A 16090-nucleotide genomic window follows, 5' to 3' on the forward strand; every position below is an offset into this window, starting at 1 on the left:
GATAAGGAGAATACTAATGTCATTTAAACGAATCCATCTAATTGTTTTAGATTCTGTAGGTATCGGTCAAGCGCCAGATGCAGAAGCTTTTGGAGATGTGAATGTCCATACATTGGGACATATTGCTGAATCCATGGATTTAAGCCTGCCAGGGATGGCAGAATTTGGTTTAGGTAATATTGAGCCCTTAAAGGGAATAAGTCCTGTAAAAAAATCAAAAGCTTACTGGACTAAGCTACAGGAACAATCAGCGGGTAAGGATACAATGACCGGCCACTGGGAAATTATGGGTTTACGGATTGATACACCTTTTCGAGTTTTTCCAAATGGCTTCCCTCAGGAATTAATCAACAAAATTGAGGATTTTTCAGGGCGTAAGGTGATTTGTAATCGACCTGCTTCAGGCACAAAAATCATTGAAGAATTAGGTCCAGAGCAAGAAGAAACCGGAGCTTTAATCGTTTATACTTCAGCAGACCCAGTTTTACAAATTGCGGCGCATGAAGAGGTGATTCCTTTAGAAGAATTATACAAGATATGCGCCTATGTACGTGAAATTACGAGTCAAGAGCCCTATATGATTGGTCGTATTATTGCAAGACCTTTTGTAGGTAGTGCGGGTAACTACCAAAGGACAGCTAACCGACATGATTATGCTTTAGATCCTTTTGGTAAGACAACGCTTGATGCTTTAAAAGAAGCTGGTTATCAAGTGATTGCGGTTGGTAAGATTAATGATATATTTAATGGTCAGGGAATTACTCAAGCGATTCGAACTAAAGACAATATGGATGGAGTTGATCGACTACTTCAAGTGATGGAACAGGACTTTACCGGTCTTTCCTTTACTAATCTGGTTGATTTCGATGCTAAATATGGTCACCGTAGGGATCCAATTGGTTATGGCAAAGCCTTAGAAGCTTTTGATCGTCGCCTGGGTGAAATTACGTCGGCTATGCGTTCGGATGACTTATTAATGATTACAGCGGATCATGGGAATGATCCAACCTATTCTGGAACAGACCATACGAGAGAGTATGTACCTTTGTTAGTCTACAGTCCATCTTTAAAAGAAGCTGGAGAATTACAGGCGTCTTATTATTCAGACATTGCTGCTAGTATTGCCGATAATTTTGAAGTGGCACTGCCAGACAATGGGCAATCATTTATGAATCAAATAGTATAGGAGATATTATGAATCAAGATACAATTACATTTTTAAAAGAAGCCGGTATTGTAAATCCTAAAATAGCCTTGGTCCTAGGATCAGGACTGGGTGATCTTGCTGAAGAAATCCAATCACCAATTAAGATTAAATATGAATCAATTCCTGGATTTCCAAGCTCAACTGTTCCAGGCCATGAGGGGCAGTTAGTATATGGTCGACTTTCAGGCCAAAAAGTTTTAGCTATGCAGGGACGTTTTCACTATTATGAGGGTTATGATTTAGCAACTGTTACTTATCCTATCAGAGTGTTTAAAGAGCTGGGTGTGGACACCATTCTTTTAACGAATGCTGCTGGAGGAATTAACGGTTCATTTAAGCCCGGTGACTTGATGGTCATTTCTGATCATTTGAATTTCACTGGTGAAAATCCTTTGATTGGTCAAAATAATAATCAGGGGCCTCGTTTTGTCGATATGAGTCAAACCTATTCGATCAAGGCTCAATCAAAACTAATGAAAGTGGCGGATCAGATAGGACTCCACTTGCAAAAAGGGGTCTATGCCTGGTTAACGGGCCCCACTTATGAGACTCCCGCAGAAATCAGGGCACTGAGACTTTTAGGAGCAGATGCAGTTGGAATGTCTACAGTTCCTGAAGCTATTGTGGCTAAACACTGTGGTATGGAAGTTGTAGGTATCTCTTGTATTACTAATTATGCGGCTGGGATGCAGGAGAGCTTGGATCATCAAGAAGTCATGGCAATCTCGCAAGTCGTTAAACCGCAATTTAAAGCTTTAATTCGAGCATTTTTAGCTTAAAATAGCGATTCTGAAGAGTTTTTCTTGATATTTTTTTAAGACCATGATACGATCACAAAAGAAATTAAAGGTTCAAAACGGAGGTAGCTTAAATGTTATTAAGCTCAACAAATAAAAATGAAAAAGTCGTTCTTGGCTTGTTATCACTAAATATTAAAAATACGGAGACAGATTTAACAGCCTCAGAAATTCTGGAAAACTACCGTCAATCGGAAGACTTTGAATTGTATTTATATAAAGATCCTGAAACGGATAATTTTGTCGGCTTATTAGGGGCCGAACATCGTTTTGCTAATCAGGAAGATGGTAAGGTTCAAGAAACCATTTTGATCAATCGAATTTCTGTGATTCCTTCTTTTGAAGATGAAGCGATCGATTATCAGATGTATAAAAGTCTTAAAATGATGTATCCACAGGCTCAAATATCTGGAGCAATTCAATACCATACATTGGATCAAGTAGCTAGCTTTGCAGCACGATATCAAGCGGAAAATGATCCAAGTAGTGAGGAGGATTAGATGACGGGTTTTAAACAAGATTCTCATCGATCCCATGAGATGGAGATTAATCTAACGGCCTTCCAAGGGCCGTTTGATTTGCTTTTACACTTAATTAAGAAAATGGAAATCGATATTTATGATATACCGGTTGCTGAAATTACTGACCAATATTTAGAATTCATTCATCAATCATCTGCTATTGATCTCGATCAAATTTCGGATTACTTAGTGATGGCAGCGACTCTTATTGAAATAAAGAGTCGGTTATTGATTCCGATTGAAGATAAATCCTTAGACATGGAATTGGAGGAAGATCCTCGCAAAACATTGGTCGATCATCTTTTGCTTTATCAACAATTTCAAGAAGTAGCAGACGATTTGGATCGGCGTCAAAGCAATCGGGCACTCACTTTTTCACGTGCTAGTAGTGATTTAACCGCGTATCAGCTCTCTGTTCCATTGGAAGAGGGGGAATTAGAATTAGGCGACTTACAAGAAGCTATGTTACGACTTTTACAAAGGCAATTGGATCAACAGGTTCCTGCTAAAGAGATTAAGTATGATCAAGTATCAGTATCCGATAAAATTAACGCGATTCGTAAAAAGTTCCGCCAGTTAGTGCAAGGTCAAAGTTTAAGTTTAAGAGATTTGATGGATAAAGAAACTCGGCCTGAAATAATTGCGTGCTTTTTAGCTATTCTTGAATTAGTAAGAAAGCAAGAATTGATCTTTGAGCAAAAGAGCCAATATGGACCGATTCATATACGTGGATAAAGGAGTGATTCAATGATCCGAAAAATTGCTGGACTACTTTTTGTTGCAGGAGAAGAGGGAATTAGCTTAGAAGCCTTACAAGAGACTTTAAAAGTACCTCAAGAAGAGCTTCTAGAATTATTGGCTCAGTTGCAACACCATCTCAGTGAAGATTCGATGTCACCCATCGATTTGGTGAACTATGGACAACGGTATTTCTTAATGACTCAATCGGATCTTGATGAGACCATCCGTGCTTTTGCGCAATCGCCCTTGCAACAAAAACTTAGCCGTGCTGCTATTGAAACATTGGCGATTGTTGCTTATCGTCAACCAGTGACACGAGTAACCATCGATGAGATTCGTGGAGTATCTTCTCAAGCGATGTTACAAAAGTTGTTACTACGTGATTTGATTGCAGAAGTCGGTCGTGTTGATGCACCAGGTCGTCCACTACTATATGGGGTTACACCTTATTTTTATAATTATTTTGGATTAACATCTCTAGATGATCTTCCAGAAATTAAGGATCTTGTACTTAATACGCAATCGACTACGGAGTCGTTGTTTAGCTTTAAGACATGGTCCGATTATGAAGATGATAATTCGTCGCAAGTTGCCTTAATTAAGGAGGAAAATGATGGAAAGACTACAGAAAGTGATGGCTCATGCGGGAGTCGCTAGCCGTCGAAAATGTGAAGAACTGATTACTCAAGGACGAGTAAAAGTTCAAGGGCAAGTAGTTGACCAATTAGGTGTCAAGGTCAGTCCCAATGATCGAATTGAGGTCGATGGGATTCCTATCTATCGAGAAGAACCTCGGTATATACTTCTATACAAACCGCGTAACTATATTTCAGCAGTGGAAGATGATAAAGGGCGTCCAGTGGTAGTGGATCTGATCAATGGAGTTGATGAGCGGATTTATCCAATTGGTCGATTAGATTTTGATACGACCGGTCTGCTACTATTAACGAATGATGGTGATTTTGCAAATCGAATGATGCATCCTAGATTTCAAGTTGAGAAAGTTTACATTGCTAAAATCAAGGGTATTCCTCAAGTAGACGCACTAAAGAGACTGTCTAAAGGGGTCATGGTTGATGGTAAGCTCACTTCCAAAGCCAATGTTAAACTACTTAAGCAAAATGCTAGTAATCAAACAGCGGTTGTTGAATTAACGATCCATGAAGGGTGGAATCACCAAGTCAAAAAAATGTTTGAAGCGATTGGTCATCCTGTTATTAAATTAAAGCGTGAAGCTTTCGCCTTTTTAAATCTGGATAAGATGCAAGCAGGTGATTGGAGATATTTAACCTCCTTCGAAGTGGATAAATTAAGGAAAATGGCAGAGTCCGGCCATCGAAAGTAAGAAGCTTGATTCTTTATTGATTGGGTGGTAACATAAGATTAAATTTAATATGAAAGGTCTTCGGGGCAGAGTGAAATTCTCGACCGGCGGTAAAGTCCGCGAGCTAATTTAGCAGAACTGGTGTAATTCCAGTACCGACAGTATAGTCTGGATGGTAGAAGATTGGATTAATGCTTTTTTATGCTGCATTAATAGATCATTTTTTGTTCTGAGGCGACAAGAGATGATCTTTTTATTTTGCTCCAAGACTTGGAAGGAGATTAGTATGAATAAGTATCGGTTGCGAATTTGGATTAGTTTGGCTTTATTAGGAGCATGGGCGGTCATTTTACGTCTGTTAGATTTTCCGATTTTACCGTTTGTTCCATTTTTAAAGTTTGATTTTTCTGATTTGATGGTTTATGTGGGAATGTTGATAGGAGGCCCTAAAGGTCTGATGCTTGTAGCCGGAATTCGTGATTTATCCAATTATATTATGAAGGGAGGAGAGGGTGGCATTCCGATAGGGGTTATTATGAGTTTTATTGCTTCTGTAACGATGTTTTTACCCAGTCATTTCTTTTTAAAAAGTTCCTTAAATAAAAATAAACTAGTACGAATATTCCTTACTCCTCTATCCTTGGTTGTCATGTTATGCTTAGTGATGAGCCTTATGAATTATTACATCGCTTTGCCAATTTATGCCAAAGTAATGAAATTACCCATCGATCATTATTTGAATTATGTGATTCAATTTATCCTTCCCTTTAATGCGATTAAAGGAGTGCTCATTGCTGCTTGTCAAGGGATACTAAATAAGTATATTCGTCCAATTTTGGAACAAAAGAAGTATTTATACCCTTTATATGAGCAATTTTAATCCTGAAATTAGAAAAATTCCCCACAAATCAGCTTTTTACCTAAAAAAAGTCGTTTATTTTATTTGAATAAGCATTTGAGTCTGCTATAATGAAATAAATTAGATGAACTAGTGATTGTTTTAAATAGCTGATAGTAAGTTAATATAATCATTAGTGCATAGGAGGATGCTTAATGACTCAGGATAATGAACATTTTGAATTCGATGAACAAGAGTCCAATGATTTAAACAAATCAAAAAAATTCTCTGCTCCATGGAATAAAAAGTTTGGAGAAGATGAGAATTTCAAAAAACGTCAATATTCTCGCTCTGCTAGAAATACGCCGGATAAAGAAGCAACAACTTTATCACAAGTTTTATTGTTCGTCTTAATCGTGGCGTTAATATCTCCATTTATCTTGTTTATGTTGGTTAATTCACAACGTAATCAAAAGCCGGTGGAAAAAACGGCTGAGCAAGTACGAATGACGATGTCTAGTGAATCTAAAAAAGAAGAAACGACTACTACAGAAGAAACTTCAAAAGAGGACGAATCTGTGTCTACCCGTAAAATTGATGCTGAAGATGAAAGCCGTACTAACAATCAAGATACGACAACTAGTGCTCAATTTGAGAATCAAACAACGACCCAGGCTAGTCAATCATCTTATCATACAGTAGGACAGGGAGAATCTTGGTGGTCGATATCGAGAGCTTACGGTGTTGATGTTTATCAACTTGCTTCAGCTAACGGAGCAAGTATTGATACACCAATTCATCCAGGAACTCAGATTATTATTCCTTAATCTTTACGATCATCTTTCAAGAGATCTCAGGTCCTTTTAAGGAAGAATTCCAAGTACTGAGAAAGTTTGACTGTTTTAAGAGGCTGTGACCCTTATGTCCCAGCCTCCTTTATTTTTTTGAATAGGGAAGGAGTAAGGCAGATGCAAATAGCTATTGATGGACCGGCAGCTTCCGGTAAATCAACAGTTGCTAAAATACTAGCCAGTAAATTAAAAGCTACATACATTGATACAGGAGCCATGTTTCGTGCGGTGACTTTATATCTATTGAAGCAAGAAGGGTTGATCACTAGGGTTGAATTATGGGATCAAAATCTTGCAGACATAGAAATCCAATTAGAAATGACCGAATCTGGTCAGAAGGTTTTTCTCAATCAGGAAGATGTAACAGAGGCAATTCGCAGTCAAGAAGTGTCTCGCCAAGTCTCTAAAGTGGCAGCGAATTTAAAGGTGAGAGAGTATTTACTAAAAGAACAGAGAAGATTAGCTAAGGATCAAGATGTTGTTATGGATGGACGCGATATTGGAACGACAGTGCTCCCACAAGCCAATTATAAATTTTTTATGATCGCATCGAGTCGCGTTCGAGCACAGCGACGGTTCGATGAATTGAGCAAAAATGGGCATAGTCCGATTTCAATTGAACAGATTGAAAAAGATATTCAAGCCAGAGATGAATATGATCGAAATCGAAAGTATGCTCCCTTAAAAAAAGCAGAAGATGCGATCGAAATTGATACTTCAAATATGACCATTGATGAAGTGGTTGAAAAAATGTTAACATTTATTAGCAGAAATGCTTAAATGTCAAATAAAGTCTGATTGGTGCTAGACGAATACGGAATTGTTTGGTACAATGACACTAGAGTGCTTGTAAATAAATAAACAAGGCACAATTTTTTTGGTAACGCTTAGGAGGAACTTGTAGAATGTCAGAGTTTGTAGAGAACAAAGATCAAGAAGAAAAAGCAACAAATGAGGTAGAACCAATTACTAATATGGCAGACGCTTTAGATAGCGTTCAAGAAATTAAGGTTGGCGATATCGTCACCGCCGATGTACTTGCATTTGATGAAAGCAATCAAGTACGTGTTGCTATTAAGAATTCAGGCGGTTTAGAAGGAGTTATTCCAAAGAATGAATTAGCTACTTCAAGAGTAGAAGATCCATCAGAAGTTGTAAGCATTGGAGACGAACTAGAATTAGTAGTTGTTAAACCAATTAAAGACAAAGAAAATGGTAATTATTTATTATCTAAAAAACGGATCGATGCTCGTAAAGTATGGGCAGAACTCGAAGAAAAACATGCAAACAAGGAAACAATCGAAGCCCCAGTTAAAGATGTTGTTAAGGGTGGACTTGTTGTTGATGCAGGTGTTCGTGGTTTCGTGCCAGCTTCAATGGTTGAAGATTACTATGTAGATGATTTTTCTTCTTACAAAGGTCAAACTCTTGAATTCCAAATTGTAGAATTAGATCCTGCAGATAATCGTTTAATCTTATCACATAAAGAAATTGCTCGTCAAAAACGCGAAGAAGAACGTTCTCAACGTTTAAGTGAATTAGAAGAAGGAAGCATTGTTGAAGGTAAAGTAGCTCGTTTAACCAATTTTGGTGCCTTCATTGATTTAGGTGGAGTAGATGGTCTAGTTCATATTAGCCGTATTGCTCATGAACATGTAAAACATCCTTCTGATAAATTAACAGTTGGTGATACGGTTGAAGTAAAAATCCTTTCTATCGATGAAGAAGAAGGACGTATCTCATTATCAATTAAGGATACTTTGCCTGGACCTTGGGACGATATTGAAGAAAAAGCAAGCGAAGGAACCGTTCTTAAAGGAGTTGTAAAACGCCTTGTTAGCTTCGGTGCTTTTGTAGAAGTATTCCCAGGTGTTGAAGGTTTAGTGCATATTTCTCAAATTTGTCACGAACATATTGAGACACCATCTGATCGCTTAAGTGAAGGTCAAGAAGTAGAAGTTAAAGTATTGTCTGCTGATCCTCAAGAAAAACGTTTGTCATTATCGATCAAGGCTTTATTAGACCGTCCTGCTGATTTTGAAGAAAAACAAGAAGAAGCACCAAAACCACGTCGTAATAAAACAACAAATCGTAATAATCAACGTCGTCAAAGCGAGAAAACAAATCAACAATCAGGCGCTACTTCAACCTCATTGAATGATGCTGCTACTGAAGGAAGCTTCACGCTTGGAGATCTACTTGGTAAGAATTTTGCTGAATTACAGCAAGATGCTGAAGAATCAGATCAGGATTAATTTTAATTAGAATATCAAGTTTAAAAGCTTCTCCCGTCGCTTAATAAGCAAGGTGGGAGAAGCTTTTTTATGAAATATGGAGGTGATTATATGGATTTACCAGTTGTAGCCATTGTTGGTCGGCCAAATGTAGGCAAATCTACACTTTTTAATCGTTTAATTGGGGAACGGATATCGATAGTAGCTGATTATGAAGGTGTGACTCGAGATCGTATCTATGCGACCGGTTCTTGGCTTGGAAGAGAATTTCGTTTGATAGATACAGGTGGTATTGAGATGGTCGATGAACCCTTAATGAATCAGGTGAGATATCAAGCAGAAATTGCTACAGAAGAGGCAGATGTCATTATTTTTGTAACATCAGCTCAAGAAGGAATGACCGATACGGATGAAGCAATTGCTCATTTTTTACATCGAAGTAATAAACCAGTCATACTTGCAGTTAATAAGGCAGATAATCCTGAACAACGTGCTCAAGTTTATGAGTTTTATGCATTAGGTCATGGAGATCCTTATCCAATTTCTTCGTCACATGGTACGGGTACAGGTGATTTACTCGATGAACTTATCAAGCATTTTCCGCATAAAGATACTTCTGAAGAGGGCGATAATGAAATTAAATTTTCTTTTATCGGCAGACCCAATGTTGGGAAATCCAGTTTAGTAAATGCCATGTTGAAGGAAGAGCGAGTTATCGTTTCTAATATGGAAGGGACGACCCGTGAGGCGGTTGATACGCATTTTGTTAGTAAAACAGGTCAATCCTTTACAATGATTGACACTGCTGGCATTCGCAAAAGAGGAAAAGTCTATGAGAATACGGAAAAATATTCGGTTATGCGAGCCTTATCTGCTATTGATCGTTCTGACATTGTTTGTTTGGTATTAGATGCAGAAACTGGAATTATTGAACAAGATAAGAAGGTTGCTGGTTATGCCTATGAAGCAAATAAAGGGATTATTATATTAGTTAATAAGTGGGATGCTGTCGATAAATCAGATAATCTCTTCCAAGAATTTACCGAAAAAATTCGTCAAGAATTTCAATATTTACCATTTGCCCCAATAATATTTGTTTCTGCAAAAACAGGCCAACGGTTAGATCGTTTACCAGCGATGATTGAAGAGATTTATGAAAATCGCTTCCGCAGAATTCAATCGTCAGTACTTAATGATGTATTGATGGATGCGATTGCTTTAAATCCTACTCCAACGGATAAAGGAAGACGTTTAAAGATTTACTATATGACTCAGGTTGCTGTAAATCCGCCTACTTTTGTCGTTTTTGTCAATGATGAAGAACTGATGCATTTTTCTTATCAACGTTTTATAGAAAATAAATTAAGAGAAGCTTTTTACTTTGAAGGAACGCCGCTTAAAATTTTAATTCGCCAAAGATCTTAAGTGTTTTTCCTAAAAAATAAGGGCTAAAGATTGTTTTAATAAGGATCTTATGTTATTCTATGTAAGAAATAATCACTGAGTGATTAAATTTCAAAATGCCCAGTGCATATATTTTTAAGGAGGATTATTCAAATGGCTAATAAAGCAGAATTAGTAGAAAAAATTGCAGGAAAGACAAACTTAACTAAGAAAGATGTTACAGCTACGGTAGAAGCATTATTCGAATCCGTTGAAGAATTCTTAGCTGAAGGCGAAAAAGTTCAAATTATTGGATTTGGTACCTTTGAAGTACGTGAACGTGCAGCTCGTAAAGGACGTAACCCTCAAACTGGTGAAGAAATCCAAATTGCTGCAACCAAAGTTCCTGGATTTAAAGCAGGTAAAGCATTAAAAGACGCTGTTAAATAATCATTGAAAAGACTCATTGAACATTGAGTCAGTTGCTTAGTAAGTAGTTATCTTAACCTTTATGGTCTACTTGATCTAAGTGGTAGGTGCATCAATGATTCAATTATAAGGCTGTGATAGTTGCTATCGCAGTCTTTTATTTTGACTTAAAGTTAGTTTTACTTTTGGTATAATGGACAATATAAGGAGGGGTTGTTTTGGATTTAGGTGAAGCAATCATTTTTATTGAGTCATTTTCTAATGTTGAGGAGGCCTATCAAGCTTTAATTGAATTATCCCAGAACTACCTCGATCAAGGAGCGGGATCATCATTAAGCAAGGAAGATTTAGCTTCTTTATTGGTCTATTGGGCAAAAAAATGGGGACAACAAGGCTATCGAAAAGAAGAAATTGAACTCTATCAGTTAGCCTACCAATGGCAGGCGGATGCTAATATTGCTTTTTCTTTAGCAAAAGCGTGTAACCAACTGGGCCTATATACGCTAGCCTTGACTTATCTGGAGAAAGTGCCAGAACTTCAAGAGACCTATTCGATGAAGTTGCTACAGGGACAAGCTTTGGAAGGTTTAGGACAATTACGTCAAGCCAAGGATTGTTATCAAACATTGATTAAGGCGTATCCAACCGAGTGGTTGGCTTATGACCAGCTTGCACAATTATTTGAACATGAAGGCTATGAAGATCAAGCTATTCGTTACTATCAAACGCTTTATCAATACTTCTTAAAGGAAGATTCCAAACTTCGACGCTACTGGCGTAAAGCATTGCTTCGACTTTACTTACAACAAGAATATATCGATCAGGGGATTTTACAGAAACTATTAAGAGATCCCGATTTATCTTTAATTGAAGCTGAAGAGTTTTTTTTACAAGGGGTGTGTGCCTACTATTACCAAGACAATCAATTGGCACTTGAAGCCTTTCAGCAAGCTATCGAATTGGAGGATGATTACCTTCAAGCTTACTTGTACATTATGGATATCCAACATATCTGTGGAGAGGAGACAGCATTAAAGAATAGTATTCAACAATTTGTGAAGGTCGTTCCTAGCTATGATCTAGTCCTATTGGAATGTCTTCCATATCTAACAATTCGAGAAGATTATGGTGAAGTACTTTATGATAAATTGATGGATTGTTTGCCCTTGATTGACGAAGAAGACTTAAAACAAAAGGTGTTACTTTTAGTCTTTAATCACTTATTAGCAATGCATCAAACTGAGCAGGCAAACGATCTAATCCATCAATTAAAAGATCAAATCATGGAAGCTGATTTGGCCTATTATAGGGCTAAGCTTGCTTTAATCGAAGGGGATAAAGAAACCTTTAGCGTTAATATTGAACAAGCTTGGTTAGAAGGATGTCAAGCGGAAGATATTGAGAATCTGTATCAGCATTATCATTCCTAGGGAGGCCACTATGACGTATCAACAGGAAAAATTACAAATGATTGATTGGTTAATTGTGAACCGTCCACATTTTGATCGTCAAGTTAATGCTTTTTACCATTATTTGCAGGCTCATCCATCCGTCTTATCTTTACTTGAGTTTTCAGATCAAGTTATCTTTGCTCCTTTGGCTTTTAAAATCTCTTATCAACAAACTCAAGAGAGCTATTTTACCTACTTTAAAGGAGATTATTCTTATCGGTCGATAGATCAAGCTTTTCATGATTTTCGTTTAAATGCCAGATCACAAAAGAAGATCTATTATATTGAATTAGATTGTCCAGACTATTATTATTATTGCCAGAAAATGAATATCTTTGTTGAAAATCCTTTTGCTCCGCTATGTGGAGACCTCCTGAAGGAAGTTGATTATACGGCGGATCAATTAGCCAAAGAGGGGCAACGCCAGGTATTGATGGAACATATCAACCAAGCTTTAATTGAACATGATCGGACTAAGTTTGACGTATTAACTAATATTTTAAGACAAGCTACTTAAGGAGGCAGGTATGAAATTAGACTTAACAGATCCATTATTTCTTAAGGCAATCCCTGTACTAAAGGAGCTTGAATCACATGGTTATGAGGCTTATTTTGTAGGAGGTTGCGTAAGAGATAGTCTATTGAACAAGGGCATCTCGGATATTGATATTGCGACTTCTGCCTTTCCAGAAGAGGTTCAATCCATTTTTCCTAAACACTTTGATGTTGGCTTAGAACATGGTACTGTGGTTGTTTTATTTCATGGGGAATCCTACGAAATTACCACATTTAGAACGGAGTCGACCTATTCGGACTACCGGCGACCTGATCAGGTTTCCTTTGTTCGAGATTTAGTAGAAGACACAAAACGCCGTGATTTTACGATAAATGCGATGGCACTAGATGCAAGAGGCGTCTTATTCGATTATCATGATGGATTGAAGGATCTTGAAGATCAAAAAATAAGAGCGGTAGGGCAAGCTCATGATCGTTTTCAAGAAGATGCCCTTAGAATGATGCGTGCAATTCGTTTTGCAAGTCAATTAGGTTTTGAACTAGAATCTCAGACCTATATAGCCATTCAAGCCTTATCGAAAAATTTAGCGTATATTTCGATTGAACGTATTCGAATTGAATTTGAAAAAACAATGCTTGGAAGACATTTTAATTGTTGTTTGCCATTAATCAAGGAGTCACATCTATTAGATCATTTTCCCCTTTATAATGGTCAACGCTATTGTCTAGGTATGGATGCCTTAGCTAATGAAATAAGCGATCTTAAGGATTATTCAATCGTTCAAGCTTGGGCTTTCTTATTACGTGGTATGGAATTATCTGAATCATCCGATCGTCAAAATCTGTTAAAGAAGTGGACATTATCTAATCAAAGAATTAACCAAATCCAAGAGTATTATCAACTAATCGTTAATGTTGAAAACGGAGCGATTCAACCGATTGATCTTTATTCATTTAGTAGCCAATCCATTGAATTATTGGAGGATTATTTGATAGCCAAGGAGCAGAAATCATTAGCCGCATTAATTCGAGACCATTTCGATTCTTTAGCGATCCATGATCGTAAGGAGCTTGCACTTAATGGAAGTGATATTATGCAGATTCTGGACATGCACCATGGCGGACCTCTAATCGGCCAAATTTTGGATTATTTAGAAACTCAAGTCATAAAAAATAATTTAAGAAATGATCGTTTAATTTTAGAAAAAGCAGTTCAAGATTATAGCAAGTCTTATAATGATAGTTAGAGGGGGAGTTTGGTGAAATACGCAGTCGTAGATTTAGAATCAACGGGTCCCCGTCTAGATCAAGGAGATCGTATCATACAAATTGGGGCGGTTATTGTTTCAGACGGACAAGTTATTGAACAAAAGCAAAGCTTAGTTAACCCTCATCAAGAGCTTTCAATTCGTATTCAACAATTGACAGGTATTCGGTCTGAGGAATTAAAAACGGCACCCGATTTCAGTCAAATTGCTCAGGAGTGGTTTGCACGATTGGCAGATTGTGTCTTTGTGGCCCATAATTTGCATCATGATCTTCTTTTCTTGAAAGATCATTTTGCAGAGTCTGGTTTAAATTTTGACCCGCCGGCAATCGATAGTATCCTTTTGGCTAAGATCTGCTTTCCCCAAGCTAGAGCCTATAACTTAATCGATTTGGCTGCGGACTTTCATTTGATTTATAATGAAGCACATCAGGCTTTAGCTGATGCTCAAATTACCTGTCAGTTGCTAGATGTAATGGCTCGAAAATGCCAACAACTATCTGAAAAATGTCTTGAGCAAGTCATAACTATTAGTAAATCTTTGGACCATCAGGAGTCTTATTTTTTTGAATCAGCTTGTAATTTTTGCCTTGATAAGCCGTTAGTTGGAAAACGTGTTTATCAAAAAGATTCACGGGAGACTCTAAGTGAAACAATTCTTCTGTGGGGGCAACTTTTGCAAGAAAAATTGTCTAACCAGGCTCATTTGATTGTAGAAGGTAATCTTCATGCGATTGATAAAAAAGACCAAGCTTTAATCGTAGAGTGGTTTTTGAATCAAGGTGAAAAAGTTGTTTTAGTAAGTTCAAAAATAAATTTTTGGAGAGAGCGGTATCGTTTATCCGAATTGTCTGATCAGCCTTCGACTACGATTCTTTTAAATCCAAATGATTACATACATCCACAACGATTTAAAAAAGTCTTTGCAAGCTTAAAAAAAAGAAAAATGCAGACTTATCAAGCGGTTATTTTAGCCGCGTCTTGTATTTGGTTGGAGGAAACGCAGACTGGCTTACTCTTAGAGTTAAATCATGAAATTGATATTAGACGGTTAATGGTAGAGTATGAAACGTCAAATCAACTGTTTGCTGTTAATCCTTTTTATCAAAGGGCAGCGGAACAAGCCCAAAAAGCTCAGTTAGTTATTATGACGGATCAATCCTTATTTGGACTTAAACAGTCAAAAAAAATACGAAGCTTGTTAGCAAATCATTTGTTAATGATTCAAGATCTTGATCATCTTGCTCAAAGTGCGATGATTCATTTTCAGCGAACGTTTAATTTAAGTCATTTCTTAGTTTTGGGACTTAAGTTAAAAGAGTTACTTTTTATGGACTTGGATGAAGATTCAGATTCGATACGGTTAATTAATCAATTATTGTGGATGAACGATCATTTTCAGAATTATTTGGAGCATTTAGAAAGTCAGCTGCAAACGATTTATCTCCCGATTGAAAAACAGCAGAATCGAATTCTTTACTTAAATCACTATCCTCAAATTAAAAAGGATTTATATCACTTTTTACAAAGTTTGCAATCGAGACTTGATCGATTTATTGAGGCCGTCATGCTTTGGCCAAAAAGTGATCAAATAAATTTTCAGGACAAATTTAAAGAAATCTTAACAATGTGTCATCAAGGTCGCAAGTTGATTGCTAGTTTATTAGATGAGAATTCCTATATTATTTTAAAGAGTCATCAGGTACAAGAGCGTTTTTATCAATTCAATGTTTGTAGTCGTGATTATCAATATATCAACTTTCATGAGGATTTTTTGGAGCCATTTCATCAAGTCTTACTTTTTTCACCTGGGAATGCTTATTTTAAACAATTTATTGGTAGTTATCATCGCTTGAATCTCTGGAATTATGCTTACTATCTGCTTAAACAAAGTGAGCCTGCCTTAGATGTTTATCTTGAAATGGATTATTTACCAACTCGATCAACTAAGACGACAGACTTAACCGATGATTTAAAATCAGTGGTAGATTGGATGAATGATTCTTCCAATTTCGATCGATCAGTAAGTCAAGTGCTTCTTGTTGGGAGTCGTCAGCAAGCAGTTGAAGCCTATCAGTATTTGACTCAGCACTTAGATAATTCGATCGAAATTCCTATTTTTGCTCAACATATTTCGGGAAGCATGAATAAAATAAAACGCTATATTAGAGAGTCAAATACCTTTGTGTTAGTGATTCAGTGGCAAACGCTCAAAGATTTGGATTGGCCGATTTTACACAAGACGGTCCAACTTCATTGGATCAAGCTTCCCTTTAGATCATTGGAAGATCCTTTGATAAAACTGCAAGCAGATTTAGCCTCAATTTCCAAGGAAGAGATTTTTGACCAATTATTAATCGCAGATATGTGTCATAATTTGTTAGCGACTTGCCAAACAGCGAAAGGAATTTTTTCTTTAGATCTAATACTTCTATTTGATGGACGAGTTTTTAGTAAATATTATTCAAAAGAAATTCAGCAAAGACTTGATCGAAGCCTACATTTTATTCTAGAATAGAAAGCATGAGACA

16 protein-coding genes and 1 riboswitch are annotated in these 16090 nt (G+C 37.0%); all 16 genes read left to right on the top strand.

Annotated features, from left to right (window positions below):
- Nucleotides 1-16 precede the first annotated feature (16 nt).
- Complete coding sequence (deoB, locus tag HMPREF9706_RS01125; RefSeq protein WP_006907505.1) at nucleotides 17-1186, top strand: phosphopentomutase; 1170 nt, start codon at nucleotides 17-19, stop codon at nucleotides 1184-1186.
- 8 nt (nucleotides 1187-1194) lie between these two features.
- Nucleotides 1195-1986: a purine-nucleoside phosphorylase gene (locus tag HMPREF9706_RS01130; RefSeq protein ID WP_006907506.1), complete on the top strand. Its 792-nt coding sequence runs from the start codon at nucleotides 1195-1197 to the stop codon at nucleotides 1984-1986.
- Nucleotides 1987-2078: 92 nt separating this feature from the next.
- Nucleotides 2079-2504 carry a hypothetical protein gene (locus HMPREF9706_RS01135; protein WP_006907507.1) on the top strand — a complete coding sequence of 142 codons (426 nt, stop codon included), beginning with the start codon at nucleotides 2079-2081 and terminating at the stop codon, nucleotides 2502-2504.
- On the top strand, nucleotides 2505-3260 hold the full coding sequence (locus HMPREF9706_RS01140) for a segregation and condensation protein A (protein WP_006907508.1): 756 nt from the start codon (nucleotides 2505-2507) through the stop codon (nucleotides 3258-3260).
- 12 nt (nucleotides 3261-3272) lie between these two features.
- Nucleotides 3273-3923: an SMC-Scp complex subunit ScpB gene (gene scpB / locus HMPREF9706_RS01145; protein WP_006907509.1), complete on the top strand. Its 651-nt coding sequence runs from the start codon at nucleotides 3273-3275 to the stop codon at nucleotides 3921-3923.
- Entirely contained in the window at nucleotides 3880-4611 is a 732-nt protein-coding gene (locus HMPREF9706_RS01150; RefSeq protein WP_006907510.1) for a pseudouridine synthase, read from the top strand. The genes scpB and HMPREF9706_RS01150 overlap by 44 nt, the downstream gene beginning before the upstream one ends.
- Nucleotides 4612-4663: 52 nt before the next feature.
- A riboswitch (FMN riboswitch) is annotated at nucleotides 4664-4778 on the top strand.
- A 98-nt stretch (nucleotides 4779-4876) separates the two neighbouring features.
- A complete protein-coding gene (locus HMPREF9706_RS01155; protein WP_006907511.1) occupies nucleotides 4877-5470 on the top strand; it encodes an ECF transporter S component in 594 nt (197 codons plus the stop codon).
- A 173-nt stretch (nucleotides 5471-5643) separates the two neighbouring features.
- Nucleotides 5644-6255 (top strand): LysM peptidoglycan-binding domain-containing protein, encoded by a 612-nt coding sequence (locus tag HMPREF9706_RS01160; RefSeq protein WP_006907512.1) that lies wholly within the window; start codon nucleotides 5644-5646, stop codon nucleotides 6253-6255.
- A 141-nt stretch (nucleotides 6256-6396) separates the two neighbouring features.
- Complete coding sequence (gene cmk, locus HMPREF9706_RS01165) at nucleotides 6397-7059, top strand: (d)CMP kinase (protein ID WP_006907513.1); 663 nt, start codon at nucleotides 6397-6399, stop codon at nucleotides 7057-7059.
- A 125-nt stretch (nucleotides 7060-7184) separates the two neighbouring features.
- Nucleotides 7185-8534 (top strand): 30S ribosomal protein S1, encoded by a 1350-nt coding sequence (rpsA, locus tag HMPREF9706_RS01170; RefSeq protein WP_006907514.1) that lies wholly within the window; start codon nucleotides 7185-7187, stop codon nucleotides 8532-8534.
- 90 nt (nucleotides 8535-8624) lie between these two features.
- Nucleotides 8625-9938, top strand: a complete 1314-nt coding sequence (gene der / locus HMPREF9706_RS01175; protein ID WP_040444530.1) for a ribosome biogenesis GTPase Der — start codon at nucleotides 8625-8627, stop codon at nucleotides 9936-9938.
- A 132-nt stretch (nucleotides 9939-10070) separates the two neighbouring features.
- A complete protein-coding gene (locus tag HMPREF9706_RS01180) occupies nucleotides 10071-10346 on the top strand; it encodes an HU family DNA-binding protein (protein WP_006907516.1) in 276 nt (91 codons plus the stop codon).
- 197 nt (nucleotides 10347-10543) lie between these two features.
- Nucleotides 10544-11755, top strand: a complete 1212-nt coding sequence (locus HMPREF9706_RS01185) for a tetratricopeptide repeat protein (protein ID WP_006907517.1) — start codon at nucleotides 10544-10546, stop codon at nucleotides 11753-11755.
- A 10-nt stretch (nucleotides 11756-11765) separates the two neighbouring features.
- Nucleotides 11766-12293: a YpiB family protein gene (locus HMPREF9706_RS01190; RefSeq protein WP_006907518.1), complete on the top strand. Its 528-nt coding sequence runs from the start codon at nucleotides 11766-11768 to the stop codon at nucleotides 12291-12293.
- A gap of 10 nt (nucleotides 12294-12303) precedes the next feature.
- A complete protein-coding gene (locus tag HMPREF9706_RS01195) occupies nucleotides 12304-13539 on the top strand; it encodes a CCA tRNA nucleotidyltransferase (RefSeq protein ID WP_006907519.1) in 1236 nt (411 codons plus the stop codon).
- Nucleotides 13540-13551: 12 nt separating this feature from the next.
- A complete protein-coding gene (locus HMPREF9706_RS01200) occupies nucleotides 13552-16077 on the top strand; it encodes an exonuclease domain-containing protein (RefSeq protein WP_006907520.1) in 2526 nt (841 codons plus the stop codon).
- Nucleotides 16078-16090 lie beyond the last annotated feature (13 nt).

The organism is Facklamia hominis CCUG 36813, from assembly GCF_000301035.1.
GTDB lineage: Bacteria > Bacillota > Bacilli > Lactobacillales > Aerococcaceae > Facklamia > Facklamia hominis.